This window comes from Kitasatospora sp. NPDC023385, assembly GCF_055664045.1.
The window spans coordinates 166047-179470 of the sequence record NZ_JBVOOL010000003.1 but is presented as its reverse complement, the minus strand read 5'-3'; the positions used below and the strand labels follow the sequence as shown (position 1 = coordinate 179470).

Annotated in this window: 11 protein-coding genes; 5 read left to right on the top strand and 6 right to left on the bottom strand. The window is 75.0% G+C overall.

Features of this window, described 5'->3' with window-relative positions:
• The first annotated feature begins 18 nt into the window (after positions 1-18).
• Positions 19-660, top strand: a complete 642-nt coding sequence (locus AC0B61_RS06750) for a hypothetical protein (RefSeq protein WP_471739524.1) — start codon at positions 19-21, stop codon at positions 658-660.
• A 96-nt stretch (positions 661-756) separates the two neighbouring features.
• Here AC0B61_RS06750 and AC0B61_RS06745 read toward each other — a convergent pair whose 3' ends face one another.
• Positions 757-2547 carry a vWA domain-containing protein gene (locus AC0B61_RS06745; RefSeq protein ID WP_471739523.1) on the bottom strand — a complete coding sequence of 597 codons (1791 nt, stop codon included), beginning with the start codon at positions 2545-2547 and terminating at the stop codon, positions 757-759.
• A complete protein-coding gene (locus AC0B61_RS06740; protein WP_471739522.1) occupies positions 2544-3608 on the bottom strand; it encodes an ATP-binding protein in 1065 nt (354 codons plus the stop codon). The genes AC0B61_RS06745 and AC0B61_RS06740 overlap by 4 nt, the downstream gene beginning before the upstream one ends.
• 112 nt (positions 3609-3720) lie before the next feature.
• Between AC0B61_RS06740 and AC0B61_RS06735 the strand changes: the two genes are divergently transcribed.
• From AC0B61_RS06735 to AC0B61_RS06720, 4 genes are all read left to right on the top strand, one after another.
• Entirely contained in the window at positions 3721-4461 is a 741-nt protein-coding gene (locus AC0B61_RS06735; RefSeq protein WP_471739521.1) for an SIR2 family NAD-dependent protein deacylase, read from the top strand.
• 107 nt (positions 4462-4568) lie between these two features.
• Positions 4569-5783, top strand: a complete 1215-nt coding sequence (locus AC0B61_RS06730) for a cytochrome P450 (protein ID WP_471739520.1) — start codon at positions 4569-4571, stop codon at positions 5781-5783.
• Positions 5784-5807: 24 nt separating this feature from the next.
• Positions 5808-6806, top strand: coding sequence for an ADP-ribosylglycohydrolase family protein (locus AC0B61_RS06725; RefSeq protein ID WP_471739519.1), 999 nt, complete (start codon positions 5808-5810; stop codon positions 6804-6806).
• Positions 6807-6842: 36 nt separating this feature from the next.
• On the top strand, positions 6843-8174 hold the full coding sequence (locus tag AC0B61_RS06720) for a serpin family protein (protein ID WP_471739518.1): 1332 nt from the start codon (positions 6843-6845) through the stop codon (positions 8172-8174).
• 7 nt (positions 8175-8181) lie between these two features.
• Here AC0B61_RS06720 and AC0B61_RS06715 read toward each other — a convergent pair whose 3' ends face one another.
• The 4 genes from AC0B61_RS06715 to AC0B61_RS06700 form a co-directional block, all read right to left on the bottom strand.
• The gene (locus AC0B61_RS06715; protein WP_471739517.1) at positions 8182-9294 is read right to left on the bottom strand and encodes an ADP-ribosylglycohydrolase family protein; all 1113 of its coding nucleotides are present in this window, start codon (positions 9292-9294) and stop codon (positions 8182-8184) included.
• Positions 9295-9349: 55 nt separating this feature from the next.
• Complete coding sequence (locus AC0B61_RS06710) at positions 9350-10621, bottom strand: DUF2786 domain-containing protein (RefSeq protein ID WP_471739516.1); 1272 nt, start codon at positions 10619-10621, stop codon at positions 9350-9352.
• A 113-nt stretch (positions 10622-10734) separates the two neighbouring features.
• Positions 10735-12357 carry a transporter gene (locus AC0B61_RS06705; protein ID WP_471739515.1) on the bottom strand — a complete coding sequence of 541 codons (1623 nt, stop codon included), beginning with the start codon at positions 12355-12357 and terminating at the stop codon, positions 10735-10737.
• Complete coding sequence (locus AC0B61_RS06700; protein WP_471739514.1) at positions 12354-13241, bottom strand: ABC transporter ATP-binding protein; 888 nt, start codon at positions 13239-13241, stop codon at positions 12354-12356. Before AC0B61_RS06700 ends, AC0B61_RS06705 begins: the two co-directional genes overlap by 4 nt.
• Positions 13242-13424 lie beyond the last annotated feature (183 nt).

Below are 13424 nucleotides of genomic sequence, written 5' to 3'. Positions count from 1 at the left end.
GACCGCAGGAGACCGCAGATGAACACCGCTCGCAGCACCGCCCGTACCACCGCCCACAGCACCACCCGCCTCACCTCGTACGCCGTCGTCGGCGCCCCCGCGCTGATGGCCCTCTACGGCGGCATCCGGCTGGTTCCGGGCTCCCGGGAGCCCGGCCTCGGCTGGACGGTCGGCCACACCGCGATGTTCGCCGCGCTGCTGCTGTTCGCCCCCGTCTTCCTCGCCCTGCGGCGGCTGCTCGCCCCGCGCGGCACGACGGCCGGGCGGGTGGCGGCGGGCACGGCACTGGGAACGGCCTTCGCGGGGCTCGCGGCCTCCCTGGTGCAGATCGGGATCGACCTGGTCGTCGGCCTGGTGGCGGCCGACAAGGCCGAGCAGTCGCGGCTGTTCGGCCGGGTGCAGGACGTCCCGGGCGTGCTGCCGGCGGTCTACCAGGTCGGCCCGCTGCTCTTCTACGTCGGCCTGCTCGCCCTGCTGGTCGCCGCCTCGGTGGGCGCGGCCCGGGCGCTGCGCTGGTGGAGCCCGGTGCTGATGCTGCTCGGGACGGTCGCCTCGGCCGCCGACCTGGCGCTGATCCCGCTCGCCGCCGCCTGCTTCCTGGTGGCGCTGAGCCCGCTGGTCCGGCGCGACACCGTGGCGTCGCGCCTGGTGCTGGCCTGACCAGGAGGCCGGGCCAGGAGGCCCGGCCCAGCCGACCGGACCAGACGGCCGGACGGGCACCCGCTCCCGCAGGGGAGGAGCGGGCGCCCGTCCGGCTCAGCTCATCCGGAAGACCGGCCCGCGCGGGGTGAACGGCAGCCCCGCCCCGCGCGGGACGAGGAAGGCGTGCTCGCGGCGCACCCGCAGCACGTCGCACTCGCCGTCGGTGATGATCAGGACGGGCGCCCCGGGCGGGAAGTCCTCGGCCCGCTCCAGCAGGTCGACGCCCGGCTGCAGGACCGTGCCGCCGCGCCCGCGCACCCGGACCCGCCCGGCGATCTCCTCGACCGGCAGGTACCCGGCGTCGTGCGGGGCGGCGTCGCAGTGCACCACCCGGGCGGCCGGGACGTCCCGGGCGGCGGCGTACGAGGCGATCGCGCCGAGCGCCTTGCCGAGCAGCACCGGGCCCATCGAGCCGGAGGTGTCCAGGACGACGCCGAAGGTGCAGCGCGGCACCTCCTCCTCGGGGCGGTAGCGGCCGGCGCGGGGGATGTCCGGCGTCGCGGACTGCCGGCGGGCGGGGCGGGCGTAGCTGCGCACCGGCTCCGGGCTCGGCACGAACTCGTCGAACCAGCGGGCCAGCAGGGCGTCCCAGGGCAGCGGCGGATGGGCGAGCGCGCGGATCTCCTCGACCAACCCGGCGGGGAGCAGCCCGCGTTCGCGCCGGTGCAGCTCGAAGCCCTGCTGCAGGCCGCGCCGGTAGAAGTCGTCGAGGTCCACGTAGTCGCGCGGGCCGCGGTCCAGCGGTTCACCGAGGATGTCCGGGCGGTTCTTTCCGGCCAGGGTGGCGAGGCGGCGGATCCGGCGCTGGTCGCGGACGATCCGGTCGTACACCTCCTCGGCCGACAGGCCCTTCAACTGCGGGTCGTGCAGCAGCCCTTCGGGCATCTCGCCGACGCCCATCTCCAGCAGCCAGCCGTTGATGACGTAGTCGGCGGCCACGTTGAACAGGAACGGATCCCGCCCGCCGCGGCGCTCGCCGTGCCGCAGGGCGGCGTGCAGCATCTCGTGGCCGAGGATGAAGTGCCACTCCTCGTCGGTGTGGCGGAGCAGCGGGTTGACGTAGATCTCGCCGGCCTCGGCGTTGACCGCGGCGACCGCGATGTCGTGGGCGCGGGCGAGTTCGGCGTCGGCGACCACGGTGAGGCCGGCCGCGAGGCCGCCGAGCAGCGGGTACGAGGAGACGAACCAGTTGAGCGCCCTGGTCCAGGGCCGTTCGGGCAGACGCTCGCCGGTCCGCTCGTCGTACCGGCCGCCGGCCCGGTCCATCGCGGCGGACATGGTGCGGGTGAGCGCGGCGGCGAAGGCGCTCTCCCAGTCCCTGGGGGCGCGGCCGTGGCTGCGCCACTCGACCAGCAGCTGGTCGCGGTCGGCGGTGCCGGCCGTACCCGCCGTGCCGGCCGGCGGCAGGCCGTCGCGGCGCCAGCGGGCCGCCAGGTCCTCCTCGTCGCCGCCCGGGTACTCCTGCGGGAGGGCGAACGGGGCGCGGCCGACCGGGAAGGTGGCGAGGAAGCGGTTCACCACCGCGCAGCGGGCGGCGGTCGCGTACCCGTCCGGCTGGACCCGGGCGCCGCGCGCGGCCGGGACGTGGCCGAAGCCGAGGTGCAGCAGGGCGTGCGCGAGCACCCAGGCCCACTCCTCGGGCTCGGCCCGGCGGCGCGGATCGACGTGCACGCGGCCGTCGGAATCGACCACCGCCCAGTCGCCGGGCGGCGGAAGGGCGCAGTGCTCGGTGCGGCAGATCTCGGCGGGCAGGGCGGCGAAGGCCGGGTTGCGGCGCAGCAGCAGGACGCCCTCGGTGAAGGCCTCGGCGGCCGGATCCGGCTTCTTCGCCGCCGCGGGCTTCACCGACGGGCCTCGACCAGCCGGGGCATGTCCCGGGCGGCCTCGATCAGGAACCACGACGGCAGCACCGGGATGCCGTCCACGCCGTCGGCGATCACCGTCTGGGCGACCTCCACCGAGATCTCGGCCAGCTGCACCAGCAGCGACTTGGCCCGGAACGCGGTCTGGCGCTGCGCCCCGGAGGCGTGCTCCCTGCTGGTGGGCAGCTCCTTGACCAGACGGCCGCGGAAGGCGTCGGCCAGGTAGTAGAGCAGGTCGCGGTCCTCCAGCCGGTGCGGCCAGCGGGCGTCGCCCTTGAGGATCGCCTCCAGGCCGTAGGAGTTGCGGACGATCTTCGTGTAGCCGCAGAAGGCGATGGCGTGCTGCGGGGTGAGCAGCCCGTACGTGAGCACCTTGAGGGTCGCCTCGTCCAGGCTGGGGCCGAAGGAGTTCAGCGTGTCGGAGAGCATGTGCCAGGCGCGCGGGGTGGAGAACGGCTCCTCGGACTTGGGCGGGGCGGACCACAGGTGGTCGGGCCGGTCGGTGAGGTGGTCGACCATCCAGGGGTGGATCCCGGCACCGGCCGCCCACCGCAGCCAGTCCTCGGCGCTGGCCCGCAGATGGACGTGGACCATGCGGTTGACCAGAGCGGACGCCATCGGACGGGCGAGCGCGCCGTCGGTGGCACGGTTTCCGGCGCCGATCACGATCGAGCCCGGCGGCAGCTCGTACGAGCCGATCCGACGGTCCAGGATCAGCGAGTAGAAGGCCTTCTGGACGTCCGGCGAGGCAGCGTTCAGCTCGTCCAGGAACAGGCAGTACGGCTCCTCGCGGGCGATCTGCTCGGGCGGGCAGAACCGGGAGCGGCCGTCCGGGGTGAGCTGCGGGACGCCGATCAGGTCCTCCGGGGCGAGCTGGGTGCCGACCAGGCTCACGCACTCCAGGCCGAGCGACTCGGCGAACGCCCTGACCAGGGAGGACTTCCCGATCCCCGGGGCTCCCCAGAGGAACACCGGGCGGACGGTGGCCAGTCCGAGCAGCAACTCGGGGATCTGGGCGGGCGAGACGCTGACTGCTCCCTGCACGGGGCTCCTTCGCGGTACGACGGGTGACCGGCCCAGTGTGCGGTGGGAGTTGACGCGCCGCACCCGGATTTTCGGTGGCCGCGGGCGGACCGCCGGCCGTACCGTCCGGTGCATGAACGCGAAGCGCCCCCTGATCGCCGTCCTCACCGGAGCGGGCATCTCGACCGACTCCGGCATCCCCGACTACCGCGGCCCGCAGGGGCTGTGGCAGAAGGACCCGACGGCGCAGGAGCTGGTCACCATCGGGCCGTACCGGGCGGACCCGCAGGTGCGGCGGCGGGCCTGGCGGATGCGGCTGGAGACGGGCGCACTGGCGGCCCGACCGAACGCCGGACACCGGGCGCTGGTCGACCTGGAGCGCTCCGGCCTGCCGCTGCGGGTGCTCACCCAGAACGTGGACGGCCTGCACCAGGAGGCCGGGCTGACCGCCCGCAAGGTGCTCGAACTGCACGGCACCGCACGGGAGGTGCAGTGTCTGCGCTGCCGGGTGGTCGGGCCGATGGCGCAGGTGCTGGCGCGGGTGGAGGCGGGAGAGCCGGACCCGGCCTGCCGGGAGTGCGGGGGGATCCTGCGGCCGCGGACGGTGATGTTCGGGGAGGCGCTGGACCCGGTGGTGCTCCAGCAGGCCGACGCGATCGCCAAGGCCTGCGACCTGTTCATCGCGGTGGGCACGAGCCTGCAGGTCCACCCGGTGGCCTCGCTGCCGCAGATCGCCGTGGAGTCCGGGGCCCGTCTGGTGGTGGTGAACGGTGAGCCGACGCCGTTCGACGAGGCCGCCGACGAGGTGGTCCGGGAGCCGATCTCCACGGCTCTCCCCGCCCTGGTGCGGCGGTTGCTGACAGAGCGGGCCTGAGCGGGGCCGGGGGCCGGAACGGCCTGGGTGACGGGCCTGTTTACGGACGTACCGCGTGCGTACGATGATCCGTCCGGCTCCCCTTCACGGCCTGGAGTGATCGACCGATGACGACGACGGCGAAGTTCGACCCCTGGTCGGCGGCGTTCGTGGCCCACCCGTACGACGCGTACGCCGACCTGCGCGAACACGCGCCGGTGACGTACTTCGAGCCGACGGACCAGTGGCTCGTCTCGCGCCACGAGGACGTCGGCGCGCTGCTGCGCGACCGGCGGCTCGGCCGTACCTACACCCACCGCTTCAGCCACGCGGAGTTCGGCCGCCCCGAGCCCGACCCGGCGCACGAGCCCTTCCACACCCTGAACGACCACGGGCTGCTCGACCTGGAGGCGCCCGACCACACCCGGATCCGCCGGCTCGTCTCCAAGGCCTTCACCCCGCGGATGGTCGAGGGCCTGCGCCCGACCGTCCGGCGCCTCGCCGGCGAACTCGTCGACGACCTGCTCGCGGCCGGCGGCGGCGACCTGATCGCCACCGTCGCCGAGCCGCTGCCGGTCGCGGTGATCGCCGAGATGCTCGGCATCCCGGACGCGGACCGGCACCTGCTGCGGCCGTGGTCCGCGGACATCACCGGGATGTTCGAACTGAACCCGACCGAGGAGGTCGCCCGCCGGGCCGTCACCGCGAGCACCGAGTTCTCCGACTACCTGCGCGCCCTGATCCGCGAGCGCCGTACCGCCCCCGGCGCCGACCTGATCAGCGCGCTCATCCAGGCCCAGGAGGGCTCCGACGCGCTCAGCGAGCAGGAGATGGTCTCCACCTGCGTGCTGCTGCTCAACGCCGGCCACGAGGCGACCGTCAACACCACCGGCAACGGCTGGTGGGCCCTGTTCCGGCACCCGGAGGAACTCGCCCGGCTGCGCGGCTCGGTGGACGGGCTGCTGCCCACCGCCGTCGAGGAGCTGATGCGCTGGGACACCCCGCTGCAGATGTTCGAGCGCTGGGTGCTGGAGGACATCGAGGTCCGCGGCGTCACCATCCCGCGCGGCGCCGAGATCGCCCTGCTCTTCGGCTCCGCCAACCGCGACCCCGAGCGCTTCGCCGACCCCGACCGCCTCGACCTCGGCCGCACCGACAACCCGCACGTCACCTTCGGCGCCGGAATCCACTTCTGCCTCGGCGCCCCGCTTGCCAGACTGGAGCTCACCGAGTCCTACGGCACGCTCCTGCGCCGGGCCCCGGGCCTGCGGCTGGTCCGCGAGCCCGAGTGGAACCCGGGCTACGTGATCCGCGGGCTCAAGGAACTACTGGTCGAGCTGTGACAAGGGAACGAGGGGGGAGCTGCCGTGGGCAAGGCGACGGGGGCGCTGCTGGGGCTGGCGATCGGGGACGCGATCGGCCGGGTGACGGAGTTCAAGACCGTCGAGGCGATCGCCGCCGACCACCCGGACTGGCGGCGGCTCCCGCTGCCGGACCGGGCGCTGGTCACCGACGACACGCAGATGACACTCGCCCTCGGCCGCGGCCTGCGCACCGCCCTGGAGCGCGGGCCGCTGACACCCCTTCGGCTGGAGCGGCCGGTGCGCGAGGAGTTCGTCGACTGGTGGCGCTCCCCGGAGAACAACCGCGCCCCCGGCATGACCTGCCTGCGCGCCTGCGAGCGGCTCAGCCGCCCCGAGTACCGCTGGCAGCAGGCGAGCGACGTCGGCTCCAAGGGCTGCGGCGCCAACATGCGGGTCGCCCCGATCGGGCTGATCCGCGAGCTGGACGCCCGGCAGCTCTCCGGCGCCGCCCAGCTGCAGTCGGCGCTCACCCACGGCCACCCGACCGCACTCGCCGCCAGTGACCTCACCGCGTACGCCGTCCGCAAGCTCGCCGAGGGCGTGCCGCCGGCCGGCCTGCCCGCGGTGCTGCGGGCGTACGCGCTGGCGAGCCGCGAGCGGTACGACGCGCTCTGGCTCGGCGACCTCGCCGACCGCTGGTACGGCAGCTCCCCGCAGGCCGTCATCGCCCGCGGCTGGGACGACTGCCTCAAGGTGCTCGACCAGCTGGAGGCCGCGCTCGCCGCCCCCGACGTCGAGGCCGACCCGTGCCTGGCCACCGGCGAGGGCTGGGTCGCCGAGGAGGCCTTCGGCACCGGCCTGCTCTGCTTCCTGCTGCTGCCCGACGACCCGGTGGCCGCCGTCCGCCGGGCCGCCTACTCCAGCGGCGACTCCGACTCCCTGGCCTGTCTGGCCGGCGCCTTCGCGGGCGCCCACCACGGCGAGGCGCCCTGGCCGGGTGAGTGGGTCGAGCGGATCGAGTACCGGGACGAGCTGCTGGAGCTCGGGGCGCTCTGGGACTGAGCGGAACCGGGCGGCGGGGCGGCGCGTCGAAGGGCCATGACGAACCGCAGCACCGGAACCCGTCGCCGCACGCCCCGCCGTCCCGCGGCGCTGCTCCTCCCCGCCGCGCTCGCCGCGCCGCTGCTCGCCGGCTGCGGCAGCGGCGGCGGTGGGGCCGCCGCTCCCGTGGAACTCCGGGCCTCGGCGCCCGCGAGCCGCCCCGCGGTCGATCCGGCCCAGGTGGCCGCGACCGCGACCGCCACCGACGCCTTCGGGCTCGACCTCCTGCACACCCTCACCGCGCCGCCGGACGCGGCCGGCCGCAACCTCGTGGTCTCGCCGTCCGGTCTCGCCACCGTGCTCGCCATGCTGCTGCCCGGGGCCCGCGGCGCCACCGCCGACGAGCTCGCCAAGGCCCTGCACACCGGGCTCAGCCCGCAGCAGTACGCCCTGGCCACCGGCGAGTTGAACCGCCGGTCCGCAGCGACCGGCGGCGGGCTGACCCTGCGCCAGAGCGACGACCTCTGGACGCAGCAGGGCCTCGCCGTCTCACCGGACTACCTGGCCACCCTGGCCGCGGCCTTCGACACCGGCGTGCACCCCACCGACTTCGCCAAGGACCCGGAGGGCGCCCGCAAGGCCGTCAACGCGGCCGTGGAGAAGGCCACCGAGGGCCGGATCAAGGACCTCTTCGCGCCGAAGTCGATCGGCCCGGACACCCGGCTGGTGCTCACCGACGCGCTCTACCTGAAGGCCAGGTGGGCGTCCGCGTTCAAGCCCGCGCAGACCGCGGACCGTCCGTTCCAGCGGCTCGACGGCTCCGCCCCGGCCGTGCCCTCGATGAGCCAGACCGGCGGGTTCAAGTACGCCGACGGCTCCGGCGGGATCGTCGGAGAGCCCTGGCAGGCCGTCGAACTGCCGTACGCGGACGGCGGGTTGGTGATGGACCTGATCGTCCCCGCACAGGGCGGCTTCGCCGGCTTCGCCAAGGGCCTGGACCAGCCGCAGCTCGACCGGATCCTCGGCGCCCTCGCCGAACGGCGCGTCGACCTGCAGCTGCCGCGCTTCCACTTCGACACGTCCAACGAGCTCACCCCCGCGCTGCGTTCGCTCGGCGTCCACTCGGCCTTCGACGACGCGGACCTCAGCGGCATCGCCAAGGAGCCGTTGGCCGTCGGCACGGTGGTGCAGAAGGCCACCGTCGAGGTGGACGAGGACGGCACGGTCGCGGCGGCCGGCAGCGGGATCGGGATCGCCGGGGCGGCCGCGCCGGCCCCGGACGAGACCGTCCGGCTGCACATCGACCGGCCGTTCCTGTTCCTGATCCGGGACACCCACGGCGGCCGACCGCTGTTCCTCGGCCAGGTCACCGATCCGCAGGCGCGGTGAGGGGCCGCTACCAGGCCGGGTAGCGGCCGCCGAGCCCCGGGTGGAGCGGGTCGCGGGTGCCGAACAGCACCAGCAGGTCGTCCGCGACCTGCCGCAGCTCGGCCCGCCCCTCGACCGCCCCGGCCCACTCGGCGGGCAGCGCCGAGGCGCCGTACGCGGCCCCGACCAGGTTGCCGCAGACCGCGCCGGTCGAGTCGCTGTCGCCGGAGTGGTTCACCGACAGCAGCAGCGCGGTGCGCACCGGGTCGGGGTCGAGGGTGGCCGCGAGCAGCGCGTACACCGCGATGGCCAGGCACTCCTCGGCGATCCAGCCGAGCCCGACCCGCTCCGCGGCCTCCGCCGACGGCTCGGACTCCTGGGCGATCCGCACCGCCCGGGCCAGCGCCTGGACGGTCTCCTTGGACGCCGGCAGCTCGCGGATCTGCTCCACGGTCTCGCCGACCGCCGCCCACGGCTCCGTGCCGTTCGCGAGCCGCTCGACCAGCGCCGCGAAGGCGCCCGCCGCGAGGTAGCCGGTCGGGTGCCCGTGGGTCAGCTGGGCGCACTGCACGGCCAGCCCGAAGGACTGCCCGACGCCCAGCCGGGCCAGCCCGAACGGCGCCGAACGCATCACCGTGCCGCAGCCCTTGGAGCCCGGGTTGATCGGCCCGGGCCGCCCGATCGCGGACGGCGCCTCGAACACCGGGTGCTCGGACACCCCGCTCAGACAGGCGTTGCCGGGCGCCCGCCGCGCGTACAGGAAGGGCTGCCGCAGCAGCCAGCCGTCGTACGGGCGGGGCTGCGGCTCGGGGTCCGGCGCGGGCTGGAACTGCGTCAGCAGCCAGCGCCGGTAGGCGCCGTGCACGGCCTCCGGCACCGAGCCGCCGCCGCCCGTCCAGCCGCGGACGAAGCCGCGGATCAGGCCCTCGGCGGTGAACAGCGTCATCTGGGTGTCGTCGGTGACCTCGACCGGCCCCGGCCCGGCGGGCAGCGCGGTCACGCCCTCCGGCCCGTAGCCGTCCCGGATCTGGTGGAGTTGTCGGAACTCCACCGGCCAGCCCAGCGCATCGCCGATCGCTCCGCCGAGCAGCGCTCCGCGCACCCGGTCCCGGTACTCCGACTCGGCCGCCGGCTCCGTCACGTCGAATCCCCCTTGGTTCGTGGCGGAGTACGTTCTATCAGGTCTTCCGGCGGGCCTACCCGCGGATCTGCCCGGCGCGCCCGTGCAGCGCGGCCCGGTCGGCGGCGGCCCGACCGGCGGCCCAGCCCACGCCGTCGCTGACCCGGACCCGCTGCGAGACCAGCTTCGGGAACAGCCGGCCGACTTCCTCCTGCACCGCCTCGGAGCGGGCGGCGAGCGCGGGCAGCAGCCGCTCGTCCGGCAGCAGCTGCTCCTCGGTGCCGTCCTCGCGCAGGTGCCGGCCGGCCGCGGCGGCGCTGGTGGTCCGCTCGGTGGCGGCGGTCAGCCGCTCGCGGATCCGCGCCGCGTACGCGACCAGGAAGGAGTGCCGGAACGCCTTGCTGCGCGAGTCCTTGCGCGAGCCCGCCTTGTTGAGGGCGTGGGTGGCCTGCACCAGCAGCGAGGTGTAGAGCAGTTCGACGCCGTCCAGGTCGCCGTCGAAGCCGACGACGGTGCAGAAGCCGAACTCCTTTGCCCACACCGCCCGGCACCGGTTGGCCACCGCGACCGCGTCCAGCAGCATCGTCTTCGGTCCCTCGTACGGGTTGTCCACCCCGATCCGCAGCGTCGCCGGGGTGTCGCGGTCGGCACCGGCGGCGGCCACCAGCGCCTCGTCGATGCTGTGCTGCGCCATCAGCTGCTGGGCCTTGGCGGTCAGTGCCTCGGCCTCCTCCGGGTACTCGGTGGACTCGGCCTTGGCCAGCAGCGCCCGGATCCGGGCCAGCATCCGCGGCTCACCGGCCCCGGGCCCGGCGTGCTGCGGCCGCACCGGCCGGCCGGGGGCCGGCCCCGCCGGGGCGATCGGGGGCAGCCGCCCCCAGGTGCGCAGCAGCTCCAGGACGGCGGTGGCGAGGGCGAAGCGGTCCAGCCGGTGCCGTTCGGCGAAGGCGCCGAGGTACTGCTCGTCGCCGGACCACCAGACCTCGGTCTCCAGCTCGCGCAGCTGCTCGTGCCAGCGCCGGTCGAGGGCCGCCGCGGCGTGGCGGCGGTTCTCGGCGGCGATCAGGTCCACCGCCAGGGCCAGGTGGACCGGCTTCAGCCCGCGCCGCACCACCCGCACCAGGTCGGCCGGGCGCCACCCGGCGGACCAGCAGCGGCCGACCGCGGTGTCCGCGTGCCCCAGCAGCGCCCGGCTGACCGCCGGCCACTGCCCGGCCGAGGCGGCCAGCAGCGACGCCCCGGTGTCCAGCGCGAGGTCCAGACCCTCCTCCGGGGCCGTCAGTGTCGACCGCACCGCCTGCTCCAGCAGCTGCCCGGCGTCTCCGCCCTGCTGCGCGTGCTTGCCCACGGTGTGTTCCTGCTCTCCTCGACGGCCCGGTTCCTCCTGCCCATGATGCCGGAGGCCGGCCGGATGACCGGGGTCGGACGGTGGGGAGGGACGCCGGGGAGGGGGGAGGCAGGTCAGCGCTGGATGGCCTTGGCGAGGATCTCCGGGGTGCGCTCCAGCAGCCGGGTGGCCGCCAGCCGCACCCCGGCGACGGCGACCAGGGCGCCGTACAGCGGCCCGAGCAGCAGCACCGGCCAGCTCGGGCCGTCCGAGACCAGAGCCCAGGCGAGGTAGCCGCCCACCGGCAGGGCGAGCACCGCGACGCCGAACATCGAGCCGAATGAGTTGAGCATCACCAGCCCGCTCTGGCCCGGAGCGGCGTTGCGCATCGGATTGCTGTCGGCCGGCATGGTGTACGGCGCCAGCACGCTGAACACCGCACCGAGCGCCACCCCGCAGCCGAGCAGCGCGAGCGCCAGACCGATCGCGGACGGCAGTTGCTCCCAGTCGCCGGTGACGGCCGCCAGCAGCAGCCCGAGCAGCAGCGTCACCGGGACGGCGTACGACAGCACCGCGTACGCCCGACCGCGCAGCTCGTCCCGGGCGTCGGCCGGCGTGCGCAGGGTGGCGGCGACCATCCAGAACGCGGAGCCGTCCATGCCGAACAGGTTGAGCATCTGCAGCCCGAGGAACATCCCGGTCATCGCCAGCAGGTAGACGCTCGCCCAGCCCTGGACCATCGACAGCAGGCAGATCACCACCGTCATGCCGATGCTGGTGAACAGCGCCGCCTTGGCCCGCGGCTCGCGCCAGGCGTACCGCAGGTGGCGCTGCATCACCGCGCCGGCCCGGCCCTCGGGCAGGAAGCGCCAGCCGCGCGAGCGCTGCACCCCGCGGGCCACCTCCTGGGTGGAGGCGTCGGCGGTGACCATCAGGTCCTGCAGGCTGCCGCGCCACCAGCGCAGCAGCAGCACGAGCAGCACGGCGGCCGCGGCGAGCTGCAGCAGCGCGAGCCCGTACCGGCCGTCGGCGGCGGTGCGGGGCGCGTCCGCCGCGCTGATCGGCGGGATCCAGCGCAGCACGGAGGCGATCGGCTCCAGCCGACTGAGGTCGAGGGCCTGGCCGCGGCGGCCGAAGACGCTCTGCGAACCGACGTTGGCCGCCTGGATCAGCAGCGCGAAGGCCAGCCCGCCGAAGATCGCGAAGTCCTTGCCGCGCCGGCTGGAGAGCATCCGGGCGTTGCCGGCCGCGACCGCGCGGGAGAGCGTGACCAGGCAGGTCACCGCGAGCGGCACGCCGACCACCGCGAACCCGACCGAGGCGCCGCCGCCGGCGCCGGCCAGCACCGCGCCGGTCACCAGCAGCAGGTTGATCACCGGCCCGGGCCCGATCAGCGCGGCCAGCAGGGTGCCCCGCAGCAGCGGACCGGGCCGCAGCGGCAGCACGGTGAGCCGGGTCGGGTCGGCGCTCTCGTCGCTGGAGAACAGGAACAGCGGCAGCGCGGCCCAGCCCAGGGTCAGCACGCCGAGCAGCATCACCCCGGCGTTCCCGGAGCCCGCGTAGCGGCCGTTCAGCGCGGCCATGGCGACGGCGATGCCGGCCGCGAAAGCGAGGCCGACGACACCGCCGATCACGTAGACGGCGGTCCGGCCGGGGCTGCGCCGCAGCCCGTTGCGCAGCAGCCGGAGCTTGAGCGCCACCAGGGCGCGGACCACCGTCCGCCCGTCGGGTACGGGGTGGGTCACGGCCGCACTCACTGCCCGCTCCCGAGCTGCTCGCCGACCGGTCCACTTCCGAGCTGCTCGCCGATCGGCCCGGTCCCGAGCTGCTTGCCGACCGATCCGCCGCCGAGCCAGCCGAGCGCCTGCCCGTCGTCCTCACGGACGCCGATCAGGTCCAGGAAGGCCTCGTGCAGGCTGCGCCCGCCCCGCACCGAGTCCAGCGGCCCCTGGGCGATCACCCGGCCCGCGTCGACCACCGCCACCCAGTCGCAGAGCTGCTCGACCAGCTCCATCACGTGGCTGGAGAAGACCACGGTGGAGCCGGCCGCCGCGTAGCGCTTGAGCACGCCGCGGATGGTCTGGGCGGAGACCGGGTCGACGCCCTCGAAGGGCTCGTCCAGGAACAGCACGTCGGGGTTGTGCAGCAGCGCCGCGGCCAGGCCGATCTTCTTGCGCATGCCGGTGGAGTAGTCGGCGACCAGCTTGTCGGCGTCCCGGCCGAGGTCCAGCACGGCCAGCAGTTCCTCGGCCCGGCGGTCCACCTCGGCGCCCGGCAGGCCGCGCAGCCGGCCGGTGTACTGCAGCAGCTCGCGCCCGCTGAGCCGCTCGAACATCCGCAGCCCCTCGGGCAGGATGCCGATCCGAGCCTTGACCGTGACCGGGTCGGCCCACACGTCGGTGCCGTGGACCAGGACGGCGCCCTGGTCGGGCCGGAGCAGCCCGGTGGCCATCGACAGCGTGGTGGTCTTCCCGGCGCCGTTGGGACCGACCAGGCCGATGAAGGCGCCGGCCGGCAGCTCCAGGCTCAGCCCGGCCACGGCGGCCTGGGTGCCGAAGTGCTTCCACAGTCCTTGGATGCTGACGGCGGACGGGGTGCCGGGCCCGGGGAGGTCGGCGGACGGCGGTTCTGACGCCTGCATTGGGGCCTTCTCTGCTCGTGTCGTGGTGGACGGAACGTCCCGGATCTCAGCCTGGCACTGCCCGGACGGGCTGTCGCCCGAGTTGAGGATCCCCTGAGCGTGCGGGCCGCGCGGGTGGGGCAGGCGTGCCGGACCGGCTTCCTGACGGCTACTGGGCCGAATCGGCAACTACGCGGCCCGGCC

What these genes read in the sequence shown, in the direction of transcription:
- AC0B61_RS06750 (WP_471739524.1), top strand. Translation starts at nt 19, where the DNA reads ATGAACACCGCTCGCAGCACCGCCCGTACCACCGCCCACAGCACCACC.
- AC0B61_RS06735 (WP_471739521.1), top strand. Translation starts at nt 3,721, where the DNA reads ATGAACGCGAAGCGCCCCCTGATCGCCGTCCTCACCGGAGCGGGCATC.
- AC0B61_RS06730 (WP_471739520.1), top strand. Translation starts at nt 4,569, where the DNA reads ATGACGACGACGGCGAAGTTCGACCCCTGGTCGGCGGCGTTCGTGGCC.
- AC0B61_RS06720 (WP_471739518.1), top strand. Translation starts at nt 6,843, where the DNA reads ATGACGAACCGCAGCACCGGAACCCGTCGCCGCACGCCCCGCCGTCCC.
- AC0B61_RS06700 (WP_471739514.1), bottom strand. Translation starts at nt 13,241, where the DNA reads ATGCAGGCGTCAGAACCGCCGTCCGCCGACCTCCCCGGGCCCGGCACC.